Source organism: Aquaspirillum sp. (assembly GCF_055136605.1).
Genome location: NZ_JBSQVP010000047.1, coordinates 1 through 19,178 on the forward strand (window position 1 = coordinate 1; position 19,178 = coordinate 19,178).

Sequence of the window (19,178 nt, forward strand, 5' to 3'; positions counted from 1 at the left end):
GCCAAGCGTCGCGCGGAACTCGCGGCAAAACGCGAAGCCGAACGCCGAGCACGAGAACAAAAACTGGCAGAAGCCAAAGCCGCCCAAGCACGCGCTGCCGCCCGAGCTGAGGCAAAACAAGCACAACAACATCGCGCTGAAGTGGCTCGTCTTGAAGCGGAAAAGCGCCGGTTTGAACAAGAGCAAGCAAGCCAAAAAGCGCAAGAAGCGCGGGCAGCCAAACAAGAAGCCGAAGCAGAGCAAAACAGTAAAACCACACCGCCGCCCGAACCCACCGCTGCAGGGCGAGGGTTTGCTGCCTTAAAAGGCAAAATGCGCCTCCCCACCTCGGGAGCCATCACGGGGCGTTTTGGCACTCGGCGCGGTGAAACCAGCACAGTGTGGAAGGGAATTTTTATCCAAGCGCCGGCTGGACAAGCGGTGCGCGTGGTGGCTGAAGGCCGTGTGGTGTACGCCGATTGGTTGCGTGGTTTTGGCAATATGGTCATTGTCGATCACGGCAATAGTTATATGAGCATTTATGGCGGCGCAGAGGCGTTATTGAAACAAATCGGTGATCGTGTTCGCGCAGGTGATACGATTGCCACCACCGGTGCCAGCGGTGGGGCTGCGGAAAGCGGTTTGTATTTTGAACTCCGTCATCTGGGACAGCCCATCAACCCTCAGCAATGGGTCGGTGGTTAAAGAATACGATCAAGGAATCAGCAATGTCGAATTTACGCAATACCTTTGCTTTGGTGACGGGTGGGGCCGTACTCGGTGCGGTGCTCACGATGAGCGTGTCTGCAGTGGCAGAACGCGAAGCCAGTGCACCTTTGCCATTGAATGAGCTGCGTACCTTTGCCGAAGTGTTTGGCCGCATCAAACAAGATTATGTTGAACCGGTTGAAGATAAAAAACTGATTAACGAAGCGATCAATGGCATGTTGACTGGGCTTGATCCCCATTCTGCTTATTTAGACCCTGAAGCCTACAAAGAATTACGAGAAGGCACACAGGGCGAGTTTGGTGGCCTTGGGATTGAAATTGGTTCGGAAGACGGTTTTATTAAAGTCATTGCCCCGATTGAAGATACCCCTGCTTTCCGTGCGGGCCTGAAAAGTGGTGATTTGATTGTCAAAATTGATGAGACCTCGGCGCGTGGGCTGTCAACGACCGATGCAGTGAAAAAAATGCGCGGCAAGCCGGGGACAAAAATTGCCCTGACCATTGCCCGCAAGAGTGAAAATCGCACCTTCACCGTACAAATCACCCGTGCCATTATCAAAACCAAGAGTGTGCGTTGGAAGTTATTAGAGCCCGACTATGGCTATGTGCGCGTTGCACAGTTCCAAGAGCATACCGTTGAAAATCTGGTTGATGCCTTGGTCGCGGTGTCGAAAGACAATAAAAAACCGCTTAAAGGGTTGATTATTGATTTGCGTGATGATCCGGGTGGTTTATTAAATGCAGCGGTTGGGGTCTCGGCGGCCTTTTTGCCGAAAGATGCGCTGGTGGTCTACACCGAAGGCCGTGCTCCTGATGCCAAAATGCGCCTGACGGCATCGGTACAAAATTACAGCCGTAAAGGAGAAGACCCTTTAAACCGCTTACCTGCTGAAATGCGCGATATACCGCTGGTGGTGTTGGTGAATGCCGGTACAGCATCGGCATCTGAAATTGTGGCAGGGGCACTGCAAGACCATAAGCGTGCCGTTGTTGTGGGGGTGCAAACTTTTGGGAAAGGCTCGGTGCAGTCGATTCTGCCGTTGGGATCTGCTGGTGGGATTAAATTGACCACTGCGCGTTATTTCACACCAAATGGTCGTTCTATTCAGGCGAAAGGGATTGAGCCTGATGTAGTGGTGGAAGAACAAATCACACAAAAAGCGGCAGCAAGCGCCCAAACCCCATTGCGTTTACGCGAGGCAGATTTAGAACATCACTTAAGCAACCCAAGTGATAAACCCACACCGAAGTCGGTTACACCGTTAACACCAGTGGAACAAAAAGAGGATAAACCAGAATCGACGGTTAACCCACGAGACCCCAATCCGAAAACAGATAATCAACTGGGACAGGCCTTAAATATCCTCAAGGTGCAACGCATATTGGAAAGCAAAAATACCAATCCGGCAAAACCGTAGTTGATGAGGTGTAGCAAAGGATCAGGGCGCACAATGCTGCGCCCGACTTGCATATCTTTGCGCTTGGACGAATACTGGAAAGCAAAATCACCCGCCCTACCCGACCAAAACCCCAGTTAATGATCCAGAATATCGTGCTGGGGCGTTTGATGTGATGTGAGGAGGACTTGTTATGCCACACCGCCGCCCGCCCGTTCATGAACTGTTTAAGTGCCACGACATCGTTTTTCACCCCTTTCCCCCCGGACAGGCGGAACAAGCTGCACAGCGGTTACAACATATCTCAGGCGTATCGGCGCTGGCCTTCCCGCATCAAAACCGAGTGTTAGTCACCTATGTATTAGGGGAATCGTCGCTGGCTGCGCTGTTGCAATGGCTACAGGACGAAGGTTTTCATATTGACAACAACCTCTTGCAAAAGCTGCATCATGCTTTGATTACCTACTGTGAAGCAGTGCAATTAGAAAATCTGGCAGAACCGGCCAAGCCCACCAAGAGCCATGAAGCCTACTCAAAAGTGTACGAGCAACATTTGCATGGCGATCATGACGACACACCAGAAGAACTCCGGCGTGCCTTGTAAACTATCAAATTACAATTTAGTAATCGTGGCGAACCAGTGCAGCAGCAAAGAAACCATCGGTGCCATGTTGATGGGCGGTGAGGTTGAGATACTCGTCAGGCATCGTCAGATCGACCCGTTGTGCGGCTAACAGCTCATTGGCGGGAAGCAAGCTAAATTGCGGATTGTCAGCAAGGAAAGCTCTGACGATTTCTTGGTTCTCCGCTGGCAGAATACTGCATGTGGCATACACCAAACGGCCACCCACTCGCACTAAACGAGAAGCCGACTGTAAGATATTGCGTTGCAAAGTATTGAGTTCTGCAACCGATTCCGCGTTTTGCCGTAATTTCAAATCAGGATTACGGCGCAAAGTGCCCAAGCCTGAACACGGGGCATCGACCAACACCCGATCCATTTTATTCACCAAGCGGCTGATACGGCTGTCGCGTTCATGTTCAATCCGTTGTGGGTGAACATTCGACAAACCAGAGCGTGCTAGGCGCGGTTTCATCTTGCTTAACCGTCCCTCAGCGACATCGAACGCATACAGACGGCCTGACGATTGCATCATTGCCCCCAGCAACAGGGTTTTGCCCCCAGCACCCGCACAGAAATCGGTCACCATCTCGCCGCGCTTTGGCGCCAGCAACAAACCTAATAATTGGCTACCCTCGTCTTGCACTTCGACTTTACCGCCAGCGAATAAACTGTGTTTATTCAAAGCAATTTTGTCTTTTAAGCGGATGCCAAACGGTGAGTACGGCGTGGCTTCAGCAGCAATCCCTTCACGCTCCAGTTGTGCTAAGACATCTTCACGCTTGGCTTTGATGGTATTGACCCGCAAATCTAACGGGGCAGGCCGTTGCATGCCACGACCTAAAGCCAAAATGGCTTCATCGCTCATGCCACTGCCTTGCAATGAGGTCACGGCCCATGGTGGTAATTCCGCTTGTTCGGAGAGGGTCAATTCAGGATGAGCGCCTTTTAAAGTCACCACCCATTCTTTTTCATCACGTCCCAAATCATGCTCAATCGCCCGAATAGGAACACCACGCAATTTAATCAGCGCCGCAATCGCAAAAGCGCGAGGGGTATCGTATGGGGCAATCAAGGCGCGCAGATAGGACAAACGGCGCAGCGTGGCAAAGACCGTTTCTGCAATATGATGGCGGTCGCTGGCGCCCAATTTCGGATGGGTACGGAAAAAATGCGACAACACAGTGTCTGCCGGATGTTCAGCAGGCAAAACACGGTGTAATGCACTGACAATCGCCAGTAAAGGAATTGGGGAGGAAGAATCAGCCATGGGCTTGGGGTCTTTCTTTAGGAGGGCGTTCCAGTTGGGTTTCGCCGTTAATACTGAGAAAAATCAATCGTTGATCGAGCGTCAGCTCGGGGCTATGCCGCCGAATGCGTAAAGGAAGATTGGCAAATTGTGGGGCAAACCAAAATTCGGTACTTTCCTGGTCGGTTCGGCTGGCGAGATGGAATACCGGAATCGAGTGTGATTCTAGGGTAAAAGTCGCCTCGCCGATCACGGTCAGAGGATAATGATAAAGTTTGCGGCCATTGGTTACCGCTAATTCTTGTTGTAAAACTGATGCACCCTGCAAGGCAATATGGAATGCCACGCTGAGAATATCTTGTGCCGCATCAGGCAGGGGACTGAGGTGTTCCAGCTGTGCACCATAACGCAACTGTTGTTGCGCGTAATCAAATTCAGCCTGCTCGCGCACGTGTCCTTTGCGTTCACCATAAAATCGCTGCGGTTTCAGGCCATTTTTCTCTATCTGGCCCTCACTCTGATACAGCAGCGGACGGCTAAACACCGGCTGCAATCGCAACTGTAGCTGGTAATGCACTCCCTGTTGTTGCCAATTCAGCTCGGCGAGTCCTGCCAATAAATTGCCATAAAAAACCTCATAACGCAGCAAAGCCTGTTGGGGGAACACTGCTACATCGGCTTGCGCTGATGGTGGCTGTGCTGCGGTCGCCGCATCGGTTTCTGCGGGTGTTGCAGCAACGGCTGGGGATGTTTCGCTCGGCTCAGGGATTGGCTCGGTGAGCGTGGGTGATGGCTTGACTGGCGGGAGGGTGATGTTTGCCTCAGCGACAGCGGGGACAGCAGGCGGTGGTGCGGTGTTGACTGCCACGGTTTGCTGAACCCATGTCACCGATAAGGGGCTGATAGGGACGGCGACCTCGGTTGCCGGCAGTTGCCATCCCCCCTGTGTCAACACGATTGCATGACACAGAAGGGACAGCCCGATTGCCACACTCAGCGGCATCCGCATGACGTCAGGCCTACACCGTTACCACTCGATTGCCACGAATTTGCAAGCGCCCTGCCACAAAATCAGCTACCGCTTGCGGATAAAGCTGGTGCTCAATGGTTAAAACCTTAGCTGCTAAACTATCGGCATCTTCATCATCTGCCACACTCACCACCCCTTGCGCGACAATGGGGCCATGATCCAACTCGGCAGTCACAAAGTGCACGGTGCAGCCAGCCACTTTACAACCCTCGGCAATCGCCCGTTCATGGGTATGCAGTCCGGGGAAAGCTGGCAGCAGTGAAGGGTGGATATTTAACATCCGTCCTTCGTAGTGACGGGTAAACTCGGGCGTCAGAATCCGCATAAAGCCAGCTAACACCACCAAGTCGGGCTGATAGCTGTCGATACAATCTGCTAAGGCTTGATCAAACGCCTCGCGGCTTGCAAAAGCTTTATGGTCAACGACCGCAGTAGCGATACCGCGTGCGGCAGCCCAAGCTAAACCGGCGGCATCTGGTCGGTTCGAAATCACCGCTGCAATCTGGGCACCGCTGATTTGCGCGTCCACGATGGCCTGCATATTCGAACCACGACCAGAAATCAGAATCACAACATTCTTCATTACTTACGCCACTTGGGTTTGATGTTCGTCGCCCTGACGTGGGCGAATGTGGCCAATACGATAGACCGTTTCGCCTTGGGCTGTTAAGAAGGCAGCGGCACGTTCGGCCTCTTCAGCGGCAACAATCACCGCCATGCCAATACCACAATTAAAGGTACGGTACATTTCTTGGGCATCCACATTGCCCTCTTGCTGCAGCCATTGGAACAGTTTTGGTAAGGTCCAACTGTTGGCATCAATTTGTGCCACCGTGTTGGCAGGCAACACGCGAGGGATATTTTCAGTCAACCCGCCGCCAGTGATATGTGCCATCCCTTTGACTGTCAATTCTGCCATCAAGGCCAATAAGGGTTTGACGTAGATACGGGTTGGGGCGATGACCGCTTGACGCAGGGTCGTGTCACCATCAAATGGGGCATCCAAATCTGGCTGTGCACGGTCGATGATTTTGCGCACCAAAGAATAACCGTTGGAGTGAGCACCGTTGGAGGCTAAGCCCAACACCACATCACCCGCCACAATGTCGCGGCCAGTGATAACTTTGGCTTTTTCAACCACACCGACAGCAAAACCAGCGAGGTCATATTCACCCACAGGGTACATACCGGGCATTTCTGCGGTTTCACCACCGATTAACGCACATCCGGCTTGTTCACATCCGGCAGCAATGCCTTTGATCACATCGGTTGCACGCGGTACATCCAGCTTACCGCAGGCAAAATAATCTAGGAAAAACAGCGGTTCTGCACCTTGCACCAAAATATCATTGACGCTCATCGCCACTAAATCGATACCAACGGTGTCGTGTTTGTCCCAATCAAAGGCCAATTTCAGTTTAGTGCCGACGCCATCGGTACCCGATACCAACACGGGTTCTTGATATTTTTTGCTGATTTCCACCAGCGCGCCAAATCCCCCCAAATCGCCCAAAACTTCTGGACGCATAGTGCGTTTGGCAAACGGTTTGATGTTTTCAACAAGTTGGTCACCGGCATCGATATCCACGCCAGCATCACGATAACTGAGGGAGGTTTGGCTCACAAAAAGACTCTCTTTCTTGCTAATTAAATTCTGTGGTGTAATTTGCTCTCATGTTGCGCCGCAAGAAATCGCGAGCAGTGAAGCAAAAACTGCCGATATTTTAACAGATTGCGCGCACTCTCTTTCCCTGTTTGCTGCGAGTGTAAAAGATGGTTGCTTCTCGTCGTGCCTCATCATGGTGGATTGGTCTGGCCATCACCTCGGCATTGTTGTTATTTGGGATGCTGATGTATTTCCTCGGCCCTATTTTGACACCGTTCGTCACAGCAGCGGTGTTGGCCTATATCACCACCCCCTTGTCACAGCGTTTACAGCGTCTTGGTTGTTCGGCGGCGGTGGCGGCGGTGTTGGTCACCTTATTATTGGGGATTGGCGTGTTGCTGATGTTGTTGCTGTTGTTACCCATGTTATTGCAACAAGGCCATTTATTATCAAACCGACTGCCGAGTTTGGTGGATTGGCTACAAAATACCGTTGCACCGTGGGCAGAGCAGACATTGGGGTTCACAGTACAACTCGATATCAGCGGTTTACGGCAAGTGTTGGTGGAGCATGTCGATGCTATTCGTCGTGCTGTCGGCAACACCTTGCCCGCGCTAACGTCGCAGGGCTTGGCATTATTGGCTTTTTTGGCCAACTTAATTTTGGTGCCGATTTTGTTTTACTACTTTTTGCGCGACTGGCAAGCGGTGGTAGATCGTTTTACTCGCCTGATCCCGCCACGCTGGCAACAGCACACCGATCGGATCGCGGCTGAACTTGACCGTGTATTGGGTGAATTTTTGCGTGGGCAATTATTGGTGATGTTATTGATGGCGCTGATCTATGGCGGCGGTTGGTGGTTAGCGGGGTTGCAATCGGGATTAGCCATCGGGGTTTTTACCGGTTTATTGGTATTTATTCCGTATGTCGGTGCCTTTATTGGGCTAGGATTGGCAACAATCGCAGCGATTTTACAAGGCGACGGTTGGAGCTTGTTGCTGGCGGTGTGGGGAATGTATGCCTTCGGCCAGCTGTTAGAAAGTTATCTGATTACCCCTTATTTAGTGGGTGAACGGATTGGCCTATCTCCGTTAGAAGTCATTTTTGCTCTGATGGCATTTGGCCAGTTGTTTGGTTTTGTGGGGGTGATGATTGCCTTGCCTTTGGCTGCGATTGTGCGGGTTTTATCAGTCGAAGGACTGCAACACTATTACGCCAGCCGCTTTTATCAGGGTAGAATGCCCCCTCGATGTTTGTGAGTGCGCCGTTTTCTTTCACCTTTTGACGTTTCCGGTACCGCCTTGGATCAATTAGTCCTCGACCTCACGCCGCCGTCTTCTCCGGCCTTCGATCATGTGATTGCTGAATATAATCAGCAGATCATCGCCGCGTTGACCGACCCCTGTGGGGAGCGTTTTATCTACCTATGGGGTGAACCCGGGGTGGGCAAAACTCATCTGTTAAAACAGTGGGTAGAACACGCTCATGCAATTGGACGGGCGGCCATTTATCTGGATGCTCGTAGCGAGAGCCTGCCCGACTTTGCCCGAGAAGCCCGCTGTGTCGCTGTCGATCATGTGGATGATCTCACCCCAGATGATCAAATCACCCTGTTTTCTATTTTCAATACACTGGTCGATGGTGAAGGCCAGCTGTTAACCGCCGGTCGTATCCCGCCACAACAACTCAAACTGCGTGATGATTTACGCACCCGTTTGGCGTGGGGCTTGGTGTTTGAAGTGCATACCTTATCTGATGCTGACAAATTAGCCGCTTTGCGCCGCCATGCCCGTTCGCGGATGGTGGATATTCCCGATGATGTGTTTGCTTGGCTGATGAATCACTGGCGGCGGGATATGGCCAGCTTGATTGATATGGTCGATGCGCTTGACCATTATTCTTTGGCACTCAAAAAGCCAATCACTGTTCCGTTTGTAAAAAACATTCTCAAGTCACGTTTTAACGTCCAACGTTAAGGCCACCGCCAACTTGGCTTGCTTGGCCGTGGTCGCCCTTTGTTGTGGAAAAATATGTCATGAATAATCTCGCTTTATTTGATTTGGATAACACCCTGCTGGCTGGCGATTCAGATGTCGAATGGCCGCGTTTTTTAATCAACCAAGGGGTGTTAGACGCTGAGTATTACCACCGCGAGAATGACCGTTTTTATCAACAATACAAAACCGGCACCCTCGACATCTACGAGTTTCTCGACTTTCAATTGGCCCCTCTTACACGGTTTTCACGGCAAGAACTGGATGCCATGCACGAACAGTATCTGGCGCAACATATTCGGCCTTTAATGACCACAGCGGGTCAGGCTAAAGTCGATGAGCATTTAGCCACTGGCGATACCGTGATGGTGATTACCGCGACCAATCGTTTTATCACCGCGCCGATTGTGGCTGCGTTTGGTGTGCCTCATTTGATTGCAACTGAATTAGAAGAACGGGCTGATGGCAGTTTCACCGGCAAACCACGCGGCACCCCGAGCTTTCAAGATGGCAAAATTATTCGCCTGAATGAGTGGCTGGCGGCACAAGGCCGTCGTTTAGAAGACTATCCTCGTTCCTATTTCTATAGTGATTCCCGCAACGATATTCCCCTATTAGCAGCGGTGACCGACCCTGTGGTGGTCGATCCAGACGAGGTATTACGCGCCCATGCCGAGATTCAGGGGTGGCCGATTGTGTCGTTCCGCGAAGGTGCCTCGCAATGAGTACCGACGCTTTAACCCAACTGTTACAACGGGCAGAAGCGGTTTTAGCGCGTTTCGAGGCCACGTTGCCACCGCCTTTACCCGAGATTGACTGGCAAGCCACGGCTTTTCGCTGTCGTAAGATGGTGGGGGGGCGTTGTTATCTCGAAGCTGTCCCACAGCCACACAGCGTACCGTTGACCGATTTAACACACATTGATCGCCAAAAAGAACGCTTATTGCGTAATACGGCGGCGTTCGTTGCCGGTCGTCCAGCGAATAATGTGTTGTTAACCGGTGCGCGTGGTACGGGAAAATCGTCTTTGGTGAAAGCGTTACTACCGCAGTTTGCCGCTGAGGGTTTGCGGTTGATTGAAGTCGATAAAACACAGTTAGTGGATTTGCCGGATATTGTGCAACTGATTGCCGAACGGCCAGAGCGTTTTATTTTGTATTGTGATGACCTCAGTTTTGAAGAGGGTGATGACGCTTACAAAGCATTAAAAACCGCTTTGGACGGTGGGATTGCTCGCCGCTGTAACAATGTATTGGTCTATGCCACTTCAAATCGCCGCCATCTGATGCCAGAACGGATGCGCGATAACCTAGAACATCAGCTTGATGAAGAGGGCGAAATTCGTCCGGGTGAAACAACAGAAGAAAAAGTGTCGTTGTCCGAACGTTTTGGCTTGTGGTTGTCGTTTTATCCGTTTAGCCAAGAGGATTACTTAGCGGCGGTGGTGGTGTGGCTAAATCACTTTAAGTTAAAGATGAATGCTGAAACCGAAAAAGCAGCTTTGCGTTGGGCGTTGATGCGTGGTGCGCGCAGTGGGCGGGTGGCATGGCAATTTGCTTGTGATTGGGCTGGCCGTAAACCTAAAGAGCGTAAGGTGGATTTACTCTAAATGCGCGACTTCACTCCATTTAAAAACCGTTTGTTGAAAAATGCTCGTCATCTCAAGAAATGGGCCAAGCGGCAACAAATCGAATGTTACCGGCTTTACGACCGTGATTTGCCCGAGTTTCCGCTTGCCATTGATTTGTATGGTGAGCGTTTGCATGTGGCTGAATATGATACTGGCTGGCAAATTGAAGAAGCCGAACATGCCCTGTGGGTGCAAGCTGTATTGATTGCAGCATGTGACGTCTTACAGCTCGACCCTGCGCTTGCTGCTTTTAAGACCCGCCGCCGCCAAAAGGGATCGGATCAATACGAGAAAACCGGCCAACTTGGCGAAAATTTTGTCGTGCAAGAAGGTGGTCTCAAGTTTTGGGTCAATTTGGATAATTACCTTGATACGGGTTTGTTTCTTGATCACCGTCCGACCCGAGCGCAAGTACGGAACGAAGCCGCCGGTAAGCGATTCTTGAATCTGTTTGCTTACACTGGGAGTTTCACCGTGTATGCCGCCGCGGGTGGAGCAGTCGAAACCACCACCGTGGATTTGTCGAATACTTATCTCGATTGGGCCCACCGTAATCTGATTTTGAATGAATTAGATGGCCCACAGCATGAGCGTGTGCGGGCGGATGTGTTGCAGTGGTTAACAGATGCAGTCGAAATCGGGCAAAAGTTTGATTTGATCGTGATGGATCCCCCCAGTTTTTCTAACTCGAAAAAGATGTTAGAAATTTTGGATGTACAACGCGATCATGTTCGTTTGGTTGAACAGGCAATGCAGCTGTTGAGCCCGACAGGTACGTTGTATTTCTCGAATAATCTACGTGGTTTCCAACTCGACTCAACATTGGCTGAGCGTTTCAATATCCGCGACTTATCCGCACAATCCGTCCCAGAAGACTTCCGCAATCGCAAGATTCATCAGTGTTTTCGTATTCAGAAAAAATAATTAAGTAAGGTGCATCACCCTGCAAGGGCGATGCACCAAAAATATCTCCAATATTTCTGGCACTACCCCCTCCTTGCTTTGTCATTACAATCCATCCCGCCTCAATCATTCCCTCATCCATCATGCGCTTTGACCTCCCACCCCAGCTACTTTCTATCCTATTTATCAGCCTCGGTGCCAGCACCGGTGCTTGCTTCCGCTGGTGGTTGGGGTTGCGCTTGAATGCACTATGGCCAACGTTGCCGTTAGGCACATTCATAGCAAACTGTGTCGGTGGGTTGTTAATGGGATTGGCCGTTGCCGCGTTTGCTTGGCTACCTCCCATTCCACTTGAATGGCGATTAGGGTTAACCACTGGCTTTCTCGGTGGTTTAACCACCTTCTCTACCTTTTCAGCAGAAGCCATCGGTTTATTACAAGCTGGACATTACCCCGCCCTATTGCTGCATGTTGCCAGCCATGTGTTAGCCTCGCTGACTTTAACGTGGTGTGGTTTGAAATTAGGGCAATGGCTATGGGCATGACACGAATTAACGGACAGCAACATCATCTGATCGAAACGACAGATCGAGGTTTGGCGTATGGGGATGGTGTGTTTCGGACGGTGCAAGTGCAACAAGGCGTGCCGTTGTTGTGGCAATGGCAATGGCAGCGGTTATGCCACGATGCCCAGCGCTTACAACTTCCCCTGCCAGAGGAGGCGTGGTTACAACAAGAAATTGCCCTCGCCAGCGCTGATATCGAACGAGCCAGTGTCAAAATTCTCCTTACCCGAGGCAGTGGCCCACGCGGTTACGCCATCCCAAGCAACACCCAAACCCAATGTATCATCCAAGCTAATCCGTGGGCGGGGTATCCTGCTCGCTGGTATGAACACGGCGTTGCACTCTATCCTTGCCAATTGCAACTGGCTCGCCAACCAAAGCTGGCGGGAATCAAACATCTGAATCGATTGGAACAAGTGCTAGCGCGCAGCGAATGGCACGATCCTCAATACCAAGATGGTTTGCTATGCGATAGCGAAGGGTGGGTGATTGAAACTTGCATGGCCAATCTATGGTTATGCGAAGGTGGACAGTGGGTCACGCCTCGCCTGAGTCATAGCGGTGTGGCTGGGGCAGTGCGCAGTTGGTGGATAGATCAGTTAACACAAGCAGGGCAGACGGCAGTAGAAGCTAACATCAGCTGCGAACGATTATTCGCTGCGGATGAGGTGTGGCTCTGCAATTCTTTATTGGGCTTGGCGCCGGTAGCGGCAATCGGTGATCAAACATGGTCAAGCTGGCCGCAGGGGCGACATTGGCAACACGTCTATGAACACTTCCTCATGCCGAGTGGCGCAACACTCAGCCCACGGTAATTGGGCCAACTGCGCTGCCAATTGCTGTTGTAATTGTGGCAAATCACTGACGGCCTCGTAGATTTCCATCCAAGTGTCGGTTTGTTGTTGACGACATAACAAACGACCATGAATCCCTGTTTGTTCTGCAACAGCGTTCAATAATACTTGAACTAACGGCAAAGCCTGTGCAGCATCCAATACCTGATAGTAAACATACACCGAAACTTGCATACGCAATCTCGCCTTATTCGTTAGGAATTTCAAACATGCAGATGAAAAAACTGGTTGTGATCGGCGTCGGCTTAATTGGCGGATCGTTAGCCTTAGATCTCAAACGTGCCGGTGCCGTCACACAGGTAGTTGGCGTGGGGCGGTCATGGGATAACCTCGAGCGCGCCTTACAACTTGGGGTGATCGATCATGCCACACAATCCGCAGCCGAGGCGGTGGTAGATGCCGATATTGTCTTATTAGCAACCCCAGTCGGCCAAATGGCAGCTCTACTACAACAAATTGCCCCCCACCTCGCCCCTCATACCATTGTTACCGATGCTGGCAGTACCAAAAGCGATGTCTGTGCTTTGATGCAACAATATTTACCGCATCACCTAGCTCGTTGTGTCCCTGCCCACCCTATCGCAGGTTCGGATCTATCAGGTGCCAGTGCCGCCCGCTATGGCTTATATCAAAACCGCAATGTGGTGTTAGCCCCCTTTGCCGAGACCGACGCCAGCGCTTTGGCCGAGATTCATGCGATGTGGCAGATTACTGGCGCACATCTGTTGCAGATGACAGCCAGCGAGCATGACGCGGTATTTGCAGCCGTGAGCCATTTGCCGCACTTATTGGCCTTTGCTTATGTTGATATGGTGGCACAAAAAGAGAATGCCGAGCGTTGTCTTGCCCTCGCAGCCAGCGGTTTCCGCGATTTCACCCGCATTGCCGGCAGCCATCCAGAAATGTGGCGTGATATCAGCTTGGCAAATCGTGATGCCTTACTGGCCGATCTACACCGTTATCAAGCGGCACTTGCCTCGTTAACCCATGCGTTGGAAAACCATGATGGCGAGGCCTTGGCCACACAATTTCAACGTGCTCGCCACGTCCGTACCCAATGGGAACATCAACAGCGTTAATCGATCCTGTGGCTTGCCAAGCAACGCGACACAAGGCACGATGACGCGCTTTTTGAGTGAGACAAACCATGTCCGCCATCCAAACCCATCCAGCTAATCTCGATTATGCCGACTACATTCGGCACCACATTCGTACTGTCCCCGACTGGCCCCAAGCCGGGGTGCAGTTTCGTGACATCACCCCCGTGTTACAGAACCCAAAAACCTTTCGTATTTTGGTGGATATTTTTGTGCATCGCTATATGGACTCTGGCGCAGACCTGATTGCAGGTTTAGATGCTCGGGGTTTTATTTTGGGGTCGGTGGTGGCGTATGAATTGAATTTAGGGTTTGTCCCGATTCGTAAGAAAGGCAAACTGCCCTATCTCACCATCAGCGAAGAATATGAGCTGGAATATGGTAATGCCACCGTTGAAATGCACAGCGATGCCTGTCAACCCGGGCAAAAAGTGGTGTTGATTGACGATCTTGTGGCCACTGGTGGCACCATGTTGGCAGGGGCTCGTTTGTTACAACGCTTGGGTGCCGAGATTATCGAAGCCGCCGCCATCGTGGATTTACCCGAGCTTGGCGGTTCGAAATTGATTCGTGAGCAACAATTACCGTTGTTTACCGTGTGTGATTTTTCTGGTCATTGATTGGCTAATTGCGCGGCAAGAAAATCCATTAACACCCGCACACGATATGGGATGTGACGATTGCTGGGCAATACGGCATAAATTTTAGGACGAGGACAGGGAAAATCGGTTAACACCGTTTGCACTTTTCCCTGTGCAAGCCAATCCGCCACAATAAAATCTGGCTGACAGGTTAATCCTAAGCCTTGCGCTGCAGCCTCGGTCAACACATCACCATTATTCGCCGCAAACTGACTGCGAATGGGCACCGTTAACCAATGTTCGCCCATCCAAAATTGCCAACTTTGGCGTTGTCCACTCCGTACATAGGCAAGGCAAGTGTGATGCTGCAACGCTAGGGGATGTTGTGGTTCGCCGTATTGCGCTAGATAGCTCGGGGCTGCCACCACCGCCAACCGTGTTTCTCCTAATACCCGCACAATATCGCTTGCTTCAGGTTGGGCGGTGATGCGGATAGATAAATCAATACCTTCTTCAATCAAATGGGCGTGGCGGTCGCTGTATTCGGTTTCAAGTTGCACTTCCGGATAGTGTTGAGCAAATTGCAACAATAAGGGCGTGAGCCGCTTTAAGCCAAAGCTCAACGGCACACTCAAGCGAATATGCCCACGCGGCGTATGACGCTCAGCGGCAACCTCACTCTCGGCACTGTCTAACATGGTCAAAATCACTCGGCATTTCTCTAAATAGGCGGCGCCTGCCGAAGTTAATGTTAAACGCCGTGTGCTACGCACCATCAGCTTGACACCAAGATAACGCTCTAAGGCCGCGATTTGCCGCGTCACCACCGACCGCGCCACATTCATTTGCTGGGCTGCGGCGGCAAAACTGCCCAATTCTGCCACTCGCACAAAGGCTTGCATGGCATCTAGTCTGTCCATTGTTGCTCATCCAGCAATAAAGAATTGTTGATTGTCGGCTATTTTGCAGCAAATAGAGCCGGTACAGTAGCACCATACTTTATCGAGCCAGCGACGATGCAAACCACTCAACCCATTTTATTCGTGCCTCACGGCGCACCAACGATGGCACTGCAGCCCGGTGCGGCAGGGATGGCGTTGGCTGAACTGGGTCGGCGACTGACCACCCCACGCGCCATTGTGATCATCAGCCCACATTGGATGACTGCCCACCCGACAGTGGGATATGCCCATCGGCCAGCAACAGTGCATGATTTTTGGGGATTTCCTGCTGCGTTATACCAGCTTCACTATCCGGCAACCGGCTGCCCCGAGGTGGCCACGTTAGTCAGTAATTTGCTGCAAAGTCAGGGCTTGGTGACAGAACAGGCAGCGAAACAAGGATTAGATCATGGGGCATGGATTCCCCTGCGCTTATTGTTCCCCGAAGCCTCGGTGCCGGTGGTACCGCTGTCATTGGTGGCCAATCCAGACCCTCGCTATCACTTTCAGCTCGGGCAGGCACTGGCGCCGTTGGCACAACACAATATTTTGCTGATTGCCTCCGGCAATCTCACGCATAACTTGCGCGATTTTCAGGTGTCACAGCGAGAGAGTGGGACAGATTTGCACTATGTCACCGCTTTTTCGGCGTGGATGGCACAGCGTTTAGCCGAGCAGGATTTGCCTGCTTTGTTTGACTACCGCCGCCAAGCCCCTGCGGCACAACGTGCCCATCCAACGGATGAGCATTTATTGCCGTTGTTTATCGCGCTTGGGGCTGCCAGCCGCCACCATCACCGGCCACAGGCTTTTCATCGGGGTATCAGTGATGCCGTGATTTGTATGGATGGCTATCAATGGCCTGTTAGAGAGAACGCATAATGAACACACACTACACCGCCACGGCAAAAGCGCTACATTGGCTGATGGCCGTTCTATTGATCGGCACCCTCTCGGTAGGTTGGTATATGACCGATTTGGCGTTATCGCCACTCAAACTACAACTGTATTCATGGCATAAATGGGCAGGTGTGACGGCATGGTGGCTGTTGCTGTTGCGGCTAGTCTGGCGGCATCGCCATCCGCCGCCTGCCTTACCCAATACCATGCCAGCAATGCAACAAACCCTCGCCCATGCCGGTCATCTGCTGTTGTATCTGTTGATGTTTAGCATTCCTTTATCGGGCTGGTTAATGAGCTCGGCCAAAGGGTTTCAAACTGTGTATTTCGGTGTGTTGCCGTTACCGGATGTGATTGAAAAAAGCGAATCAGCTGCGGCACTGCTGGGTAATTTACATGGTTTACTCAATTTGCTGTTGCTGGCGGTGCTCGCTGCCCATATTGCGGCAGCCCTAAAACATCATTTCATCGACCGCGATGCTATTTTGCGTCGTATGTTGCCAGATTTTGGAAAGAAAAAATCATGAAAAAAGCGTTGTTTACCGTGTTATTCAGCAGTGTCGTTGCCAGTGCAGCCTATGCCGCGCCCTACACTCAAATTGACAGCAGTAAAAGCCGAGTTGAGTTTGGCTATCGTCAGATGGGCGTTGGAATGCAAGGTCATTTCAAACGGGTACAAGCACAATTACAACTCGACCCAGCACAACTTCAGTCGGCAAAAGCACAGATTGATATTGACCTGAACAGTATCGACACCGGCTCAGCCGAGGCCAATCAAGAAGTGGCTGGCAAAGCGTGGTTTGATAGTAAAACCTACCCCACAGCACGTTTCATCAGTAAAGAAGTCAAAGCGGTAGGGCCACAGCAATATCAAGTCAGCGGTACCTTGACTATTAAAGGCCGCAGTCAACCGATTATTGCCGCTGCCACACTCACTCCCCAAGGCAATCAAGCCCTGATTAAAGGCAAATTCCGTTTTAAACGGTCAGATTTTGCGATTGGTGAAGGGGTATGGGCCAGCTTTGATACGGTCGCCAATGAAATCGACGTGCAATTTCAGTTTCTTGCCAAATAACCCTGTTGTTTCTTTTTAGGAGATGTTCCATGTTATCCGTTCGCCGTTTAGCTGCTGTCTTAGCCTTGAGCACTGTGATCACCGCTCCCGCTTTTGCTGCACCCGAGACCTATGTGATTGATAACAGTCACACCTTTCCACGTTTTTCCTACAGCCACTTTGGTTATTCCACCCAAGTGAGCCGGTTTAATAAAACCACCGGCACCATTTCATGGGACAAGGCCAAAAAACAAGGGAGCGTGGACATCACGATTGATATGAAGTCGGTGGATACCGGTTTTTCTGTGTTTGATGAGCATATCCAAGGCGAAGATTTCTTAGACACAGCGCGTCACCCACAAGCCAAATTCACTTCTAGTAAAGTGGTATTTGAAGGGGATAAACCGGTGGCGATTGAAGGTAAATTGACGATTAAAGGCGTAACCAAACCCGTGACCTTAAAAGTCACCTCGTTCCACGCCATGCCACATCCAATGCTGAAAAAAGATGCAATCGGTGCCAATGCCACCACCACCATCAAGCGCTCTGAATTTAATGCAGGTAAGTATGCCCCTCATGTTGGGGACGAAGTGCAAATTGATATTGCGGTTGAAGCCATCAAACAGTGAGCGGCCACGGGCCACTAAACTCACTGCCAAAGCGGAGATAAGCCTGTTCTGCGGCGGCAGTGAGAAAGCGTTGACCGAAGTTAGGCGGGCAGGTGTAGCAGTAGGCTTGCCCCCCACAACGAAAAGCCAGTGTTACAGCATGTAAGTAACCACGGTCTGCCGGCGGTGAATGAGGGTGGTAACGGAGATCACCCAAAATCGGCGCACCCAGACTTTTCAGTGCCACACGGATTTGGTGGGTACGTCCAGAATGTGGCCGCAACAGAAAAAGACGACCGCCTAAGCCATCACCAGCAGAGACAAATTCTGTGATGGCGGGATGTTGCCGTGACAGCGTTAATTTCCAACTTCCATTGCGTGCCGCCACCATATCGCCGACCACCTTGCCTTGTTTCTTTTTCGGTTGGCGGTTGGACAGCGCCAGATAGCGTTTTTCAATCTGATGTTCGGCAAATTGCTGTCCCAATTCACGCGCTGCCGCTGCATGACGTGCAATCAGCAATAAACCCGAGGTTAGGGTGTCGAGACGATGCACAGCAAACAACGGTGCTTCGTCCCCTAATACTTGGCGTAATAACGGAAACAGCGCAGGGGCAGCCTCTTGTTGATGAAACGACAAACCAGCTGGTTTATCGAGCACCACAAAATCTGCCGTCTGCGCCACAATCCGTTGCGCGAGTGCCTCAGCGGTTAAGGATAGAACCACAACAGGCTATATCCCGATGATTTCAACTGACCCAAATCGAGGTGCATCAACACTTTTACTTCGCTGCTGCCATTAAATTGTTGCAGTTTGAAATCGGTTTCCGACAAATACTGCTCCGGTGTGAAGACCCGCCGCGCCAGCAAATGATCCTCTCCATCTTTTAAACTCACTTCTAAATGAGGATAGGACTGTGGATACGGTGCATGGTTACGCAAGGTGGCAGAGAGCTGTACCAAATTGGGATGATCGGGCACAAAAGTCAGTTCTGACCACTCGGTGCGTAAAAACTCTGCCTTTTGTGGTAACGGTACATCACAACCAAAACCTGAACAGACGCTTTCTAACATAGGCCGTGCCCCCGGCACTTCCGCGCCCAATTCGGTGCGGTAGAGATAGGCCATTTGTGCCATCAAAGCGACAGTTGCCACCATGCTGCCACCCAACCATAACCATGATAGTGCTGCTGACTGTGACTTTTTCTTAGTCAAAGGCGGTGGGGGAATTTCCGCAAAGGGATCGGCAGTAAATGCCGGATGACCAAAGGGAAACGAGTCGAGATTATCAGGGGGCGGTGGCTCCTCGATAATTTCCTCACGATTAGGATGACGGCGGCTCGACTGGCCATTGGCCTGTCCGCTTAACGACACTTTGGCGTCATCATCCTCTTCATCATCAAAGGGAATAATCGGCGCCATCGGTGCCATCTCTGGG

At 51.3% G+C, this 19,178-nt stretch carries 24 protein-coding genes; 16 read left to right on the forward strand and 8 right to left on the reverse strand.

What is annotated here, in order from left to right; all coding sequences use genetic code 11:
- The 3 genes from ACTBZS_RS08785 to ACTBZS_RS08795 all read left to right on the forward strand — a co-directional run.
- On the forward strand, window positions 1–684 hold a 684-nt coding region (locus ACTBZS_RS08785), incomplete at its 5' end, for a murein hydrolase activator EnvC family protein (RefSeq protein ID WP_463043873.1).
- Between the two features lie 23 nt (window positions 685–707).
- Window positions 708–2,126 carry a S41 family peptidase gene (locus ACTBZS_RS08790; protein ID WP_463043874.1) on the forward strand — a complete coding sequence of 473 codons (1,419 nt, stop codon included), beginning with the start codon at window positions 708–710 and terminating at the stop codon, window positions 2,124–2,126.
- 172 nt (window positions 2,127–2,298) lie between these two features.
- Complete coding sequence (locus tag ACTBZS_RS08795; RefSeq protein WP_460430844.1) at window positions 2,299–2,709, forward strand: hypothetical protein; 411 nt, start codon at window positions 2,299–2,301, stop codon at window positions 2,707–2,709.
- A 16-nt stretch (window positions 2,710–2,725) separates the two neighbouring features.
- Here ACTBZS_RS08795 and ACTBZS_RS08800 read toward each other — a convergent pair whose 3' ends face one another.
- The 4 genes from ACTBZS_RS08800 to purM are packed head-to-tail and all read right to left on the reverse strand — an operon-like array spanning window position 2,726 to window position 6,630.
- Window positions 2,726–3,997 carry an RsmB/NOP family class I SAM-dependent RNA methyltransferase gene (locus ACTBZS_RS08800; protein ID WP_460430843.1) on the reverse strand — a complete coding sequence of 424 codons (1,272 nt, stop codon included), beginning with the start codon at window positions 3,995–3,997 and terminating at the stop codon, window positions 2,726–2,728.
- Window positions 3,990–4,985 (reverse strand): DUF3108 domain-containing protein, encoded by a 996-nt coding sequence (locus ACTBZS_RS08805; protein ID WP_463043875.1) that lies wholly within the window; start codon window positions 4,983–4,985, stop codon window positions 3,990–3,992. The genes ACTBZS_RS08800 and ACTBZS_RS08805 overlap by 8 nt, the downstream gene beginning before the upstream one ends.
- Before the next feature lie 10 nt (window positions 4,986–4,995).
- The gene (gene purN / locus ACTBZS_RS08810) at window positions 4,996–5,589 is read right to left on the reverse strand and encodes a phosphoribosylglycinamide formyltransferase (RefSeq protein WP_463043876.1); all 594 of its coding nucleotides are present in this window, start codon (window positions 5,587–5,589) and stop codon (window positions 4,996–4,998) included.
- Window positions 5,590–5,592: 3 nt separating this feature from the next.
- Window positions 5,593–6,630: a phosphoribosylformylglycinamidine cyclo-ligase gene (gene purM / locus ACTBZS_RS08815; protein WP_463043877.1), complete on the reverse strand. Its 1,038-nt coding sequence runs from the start codon at window positions 6,628–6,630 to the stop codon at window positions 5,593–5,595.
- Window positions 6,631–6,779: 149 nt separating this feature from the next.
- Here purM and ACTBZS_RS08820 point away from each other — a divergent pair, with 149 nt between their 5' ends.
- From ACTBZS_RS08820 to pabC, 7 genes are all read left to right on the forward strand, one after another.
- Window positions 6,780–7,871 carry an AI-2E family transporter gene (locus ACTBZS_RS08820; RefSeq protein ID WP_022654753.1) on the forward strand — a complete coding sequence of 364 codons (1,092 nt, stop codon included), beginning with the start codon at window positions 6,780–6,782 and terminating at the stop codon, window positions 7,869–7,871.
- Window positions 7,872–8,588 carry a DnaA regulatory inactivator Hda gene (gene hda, locus ACTBZS_RS08825; RefSeq protein ID WP_022654752.1) on the forward strand — a complete coding sequence of 239 codons (717 nt, stop codon included), beginning with the start codon at window positions 7,872–7,874 and terminating at the stop codon, window positions 8,586–8,588.
- A gap of 59 nt (window positions 8,589–8,647) precedes the next feature.
- Window positions 8,648–9,331, forward strand: coding sequence for a histidinol-phosphatase (locus tag ACTBZS_RS08830; RefSeq protein ID WP_463043878.1), 684 nt, complete (start codon window positions 8,648–8,650; stop codon window positions 9,329–9,331).
- Complete coding sequence (locus ACTBZS_RS08835) at window positions 9,328–10,215, forward strand: ATP-binding protein (RefSeq protein WP_463043879.1); 888 nt, start codon at window positions 9,328–9,330, stop codon at window positions 10,213–10,215. The genes ACTBZS_RS08830 and ACTBZS_RS08835 overlap by 4 nt, the downstream gene beginning before the upstream one ends.
- A complete protein-coding gene (locus tag ACTBZS_RS08840) occupies window positions 10,216–11,160 on the forward strand; it encodes a class I SAM-dependent methyltransferase (protein ID WP_460430836.1) in 945 nt (314 codons plus the stop codon). It abuts the gene before it with no gap.
- 122 nt (window positions 11,161–11,282) lie between these two features.
- The gene (gene crcB / locus ACTBZS_RS08845; RefSeq protein WP_460431174.1) at window positions 11,283–11,684 is read left to right on the forward strand and encodes a fluoride efflux transporter CrcB; all 402 of its coding nucleotides are present in this window, start codon (window positions 11,283–11,285) and stop codon (window positions 11,682–11,684) included.
- Window positions 11,681–12,520 (forward strand): aminodeoxychorismate lyase, encoded by an 840-nt coding sequence (gene pabC, locus ACTBZS_RS08850; RefSeq protein WP_463043880.1) that lies wholly within the window; start codon window positions 11,681–11,683, stop codon window positions 12,518–12,520. Before crcB ends, pabC begins: the two co-directional genes overlap by 4 nt.
- Here pabC and ACTBZS_RS08855 read toward each other — a convergent pair.
- A complete protein-coding gene (locus ACTBZS_RS08855; protein ID WP_460431172.1) occupies window positions 12,437–12,733 on the reverse strand; it encodes a DUF4936 family protein in 297 nt (98 codons plus the stop codon). The two genes, pabC and ACTBZS_RS08855, sit on opposite strands and share 84 nt — an antisense overlap.
- Window positions 12,734–12,768: 35 nt before the next feature.
- Between ACTBZS_RS08855 and ACTBZS_RS08860 the strand changes: the two genes are divergently transcribed.
- Both ACTBZS_RS08860 and ACTBZS_RS08865 read left to right on the forward strand, forming a co-directional pair.
- Window positions 12,769–13,638: a prephenate dehydrogenase gene (locus ACTBZS_RS08860; RefSeq protein ID WP_460431171.1), complete on the forward strand. Its 870-nt coding sequence runs from the start codon at window positions 12,769–12,771 to the stop codon at window positions 13,636–13,638.
- Between the two features lie 68 nt (window positions 13,639–13,706).
- Complete coding sequence (locus tag ACTBZS_RS08865) at window positions 13,707–14,276, forward strand: adenine phosphoribosyltransferase (RefSeq protein ID WP_463043881.1); 570 nt, start codon at window positions 13,707–13,709, stop codon at window positions 14,274–14,276.
- Here the strand turns inward: ACTBZS_RS08865 and ACTBZS_RS08870 are convergent.
- Window positions 14,270–15,157 carry a LysR family transcriptional regulator gene (locus ACTBZS_RS08870; RefSeq protein ID WP_463043882.1) on the reverse strand — a complete coding sequence of 296 codons (888 nt, stop codon included), beginning with the start codon at window positions 15,155–15,157 and terminating at the stop codon, window positions 14,270–14,272. The genes ACTBZS_RS08865 and ACTBZS_RS08870 overlap by 7 nt on opposite strands.
- Window positions 15,158–15,253: 96 nt before the next feature.
- On the opposite strand from ACTBZS_RS08870, the gene ACTBZS_RS08875 reads away from it, so the two are divergent.
- The 4 genes from ACTBZS_RS08875 to ACTBZS_RS08890 are packed head-to-tail and all read left to right on the forward strand — an operon-like array spanning window position 15,254 to window position 17,761.
- Window positions 15,254–16,060 (forward strand): DODA-type extradiol aromatic ring-opening family dioxygenase, encoded by an 807-nt coding sequence (locus tag ACTBZS_RS08875; protein WP_463043883.1) that lies wholly within the window; start codon window positions 15,254–15,256, stop codon window positions 16,058–16,060.
- Window positions 16,060–16,605: a cytochrome b gene (locus ACTBZS_RS08880; protein ID WP_463043884.1), complete on the forward strand. Its 546-nt coding sequence runs from the start codon at window positions 16,060–16,062 to the stop codon at window positions 16,603–16,605. The genes ACTBZS_RS08875 and ACTBZS_RS08880 overlap by 1 nt, the downstream gene beginning before the upstream one ends.
- A complete protein-coding gene (locus ACTBZS_RS08885; RefSeq protein ID WP_463043885.1) occupies window positions 16,602–17,153 on the forward strand; it encodes a YceI family protein in 552 nt (183 codons plus the stop codon). Before ACTBZS_RS08880 ends, ACTBZS_RS08885 begins: the two co-directional genes overlap by 4 nt.
- Before the next feature lie 29 nt (window positions 17,154–17,182).
- Window positions 17,183–17,761: a YceI family protein gene (locus ACTBZS_RS08890; RefSeq protein ID WP_463043886.1), complete on the forward strand. Its 579-nt coding sequence runs from the start codon at window positions 17,183–17,185 to the stop codon at window positions 17,759–17,761.
- Here the strand turns inward: ACTBZS_RS08890 and ACTBZS_RS08895 are convergent.
- Window positions 17,751–18,467: a pseudouridine synthase gene (locus ACTBZS_RS08895; RefSeq protein WP_463043887.1), complete on the reverse strand. Its 717-nt coding sequence runs from the start codon at window positions 18,465–18,467 to the stop codon at window positions 17,751–17,753. The genes ACTBZS_RS08890 and ACTBZS_RS08895 overlap by 11 nt on opposite strands.
- A partial coding sequence (locus ACTBZS_RS08900; protein ID WP_463043888.1) for a DUF3426 domain-containing protein occupies window positions 18,452–19,178 on the reverse strand: 727 nt, incomplete at its 5' end. The genes ACTBZS_RS08895 and ACTBZS_RS08900, both read right to left, overlap by 16 nt.

Excerpts from the sequence above, each read along its gene's own strand:
- ACTBZS_RS08790 (WP_463043874.1), top strand. The coding sequence starts at position 708 with ATGTCGAATTTACGCAATACCTTTGCTTTGGTGACGGGTGGGGCCGTA.
- ACTBZS_RS08855 (WP_460431172.1), bottom strand. The coding sequence starts at position 12,733 with ATGCAAGTTTCGGTGTATGTTTACTATCAGGTATTGGATGCTGCACAG.
- pabC (WP_463043880.1), top strand. The coding sequence starts at position 11,681 with ATGACACGAATTAACGGACAGCAACATCATCTGATCGAAACGACAGAT.
- crcB (WP_460431174.1), top strand. The coding sequence starts at position 11,283 with ATGCGCTTTGACCTCCCACCCCAGCTACTTTCTATCCTATTTATCAGC.
- purN (WP_463043876.1), bottom strand. The coding sequence starts at position 5,589 with ATGAAGAATGTTGTGATTCTGATTTCTGGTCGTGGTTCGAATATGCAG.
- ACTBZS_RS08830 (WP_463043878.1), top strand. The coding sequence starts at position 8,648 with ATGAATAATCTCGCTTTATTTGATTTGGATAACACCCTGCTGGCTGGC.
- ACTBZS_RS08870 (WP_463043882.1), bottom strand. The coding sequence starts at position 15,157 with ATGGACAGACTAGATGCCATGCAAGCCTTTGTGCGAGTGGCAGAATTG.
- ACTBZS_RS08880 (WP_463043884.1), top strand. The coding sequence starts at position 16,060 with ATGAACACACACTACACCGCCACGGCAAAAGCGCTACATTGGCTGATG.
- ACTBZS_RS08795 (WP_460430844.1), top strand. The coding sequence starts at position 2,299 with ATGCCACACCGCCGCCCGCCCGTTCATGAACTGTTTAAGTGCCACGAC.
- ACTBZS_RS08840 (WP_460430836.1), top strand. The coding sequence starts at position 10,216 with ATGCGCGACTTCACTCCATTTAAAAACCGTTTGTTGAAAAATGCTCGT.
- ACTBZS_RS08820 (WP_022654753.1), top strand. The coding sequence starts at position 6,780 with ATGGTTGCTTCTCGTCGTGCCTCATCATGGTGGATTGGTCTGGCCATC.
- ACTBZS_RS08885 (WP_463043885.1), top strand. The coding sequence starts at position 16,602 with ATGAAAAAAGCGTTGTTTACCGTGTTATTCAGCAGTGTCGTTGCCAGT.
- ACTBZS_RS08835 (WP_463043879.1), top strand. The coding sequence starts at position 9,328 with ATGAGTACCGACGCTTTAACCCAACTGTTACAACGGGCAGAAGCGGTT.
- ACTBZS_RS08865 (WP_463043881.1), top strand. The coding sequence starts at position 13,707 with ATGTCCGCCATCCAAACCCATCCAGCTAATCTCGATTATGCCGACTAC.
- ACTBZS_RS08890 (WP_463043886.1), top strand. The coding sequence starts at position 17,183 with ATGTTATCCGTTCGCCGTTTAGCTGCTGTCTTAGCCTTGAGCACTGTG.
- ACTBZS_RS08800 (WP_460430843.1), bottom strand. The coding sequence starts at position 3,997 with ATGGCTGATTCTTCCTCCCCAATTCCTTTACTGGCGATTGTCAGTGCA.
- ACTBZS_RS08875 (WP_463043883.1), top strand. The coding sequence starts at position 15,254 with ATGCAAACCACTCAACCCATTTTATTCGTGCCTCACGGCGCACCAACG.
- ACTBZS_RS08860 (WP_460431171.1), top strand. The coding sequence starts at position 12,769 with ATGCAGATGAAAAAACTGGTTGTGATCGGCGTCGGCTTAATTGGCGGA.
- ACTBZS_RS08805 (WP_463043875.1), bottom strand. The coding sequence starts at position 4,985 with ATGCGGATGCCGCTGAGTGTGGCAATCGGGCTGTCCCTTCTGTGTCAT.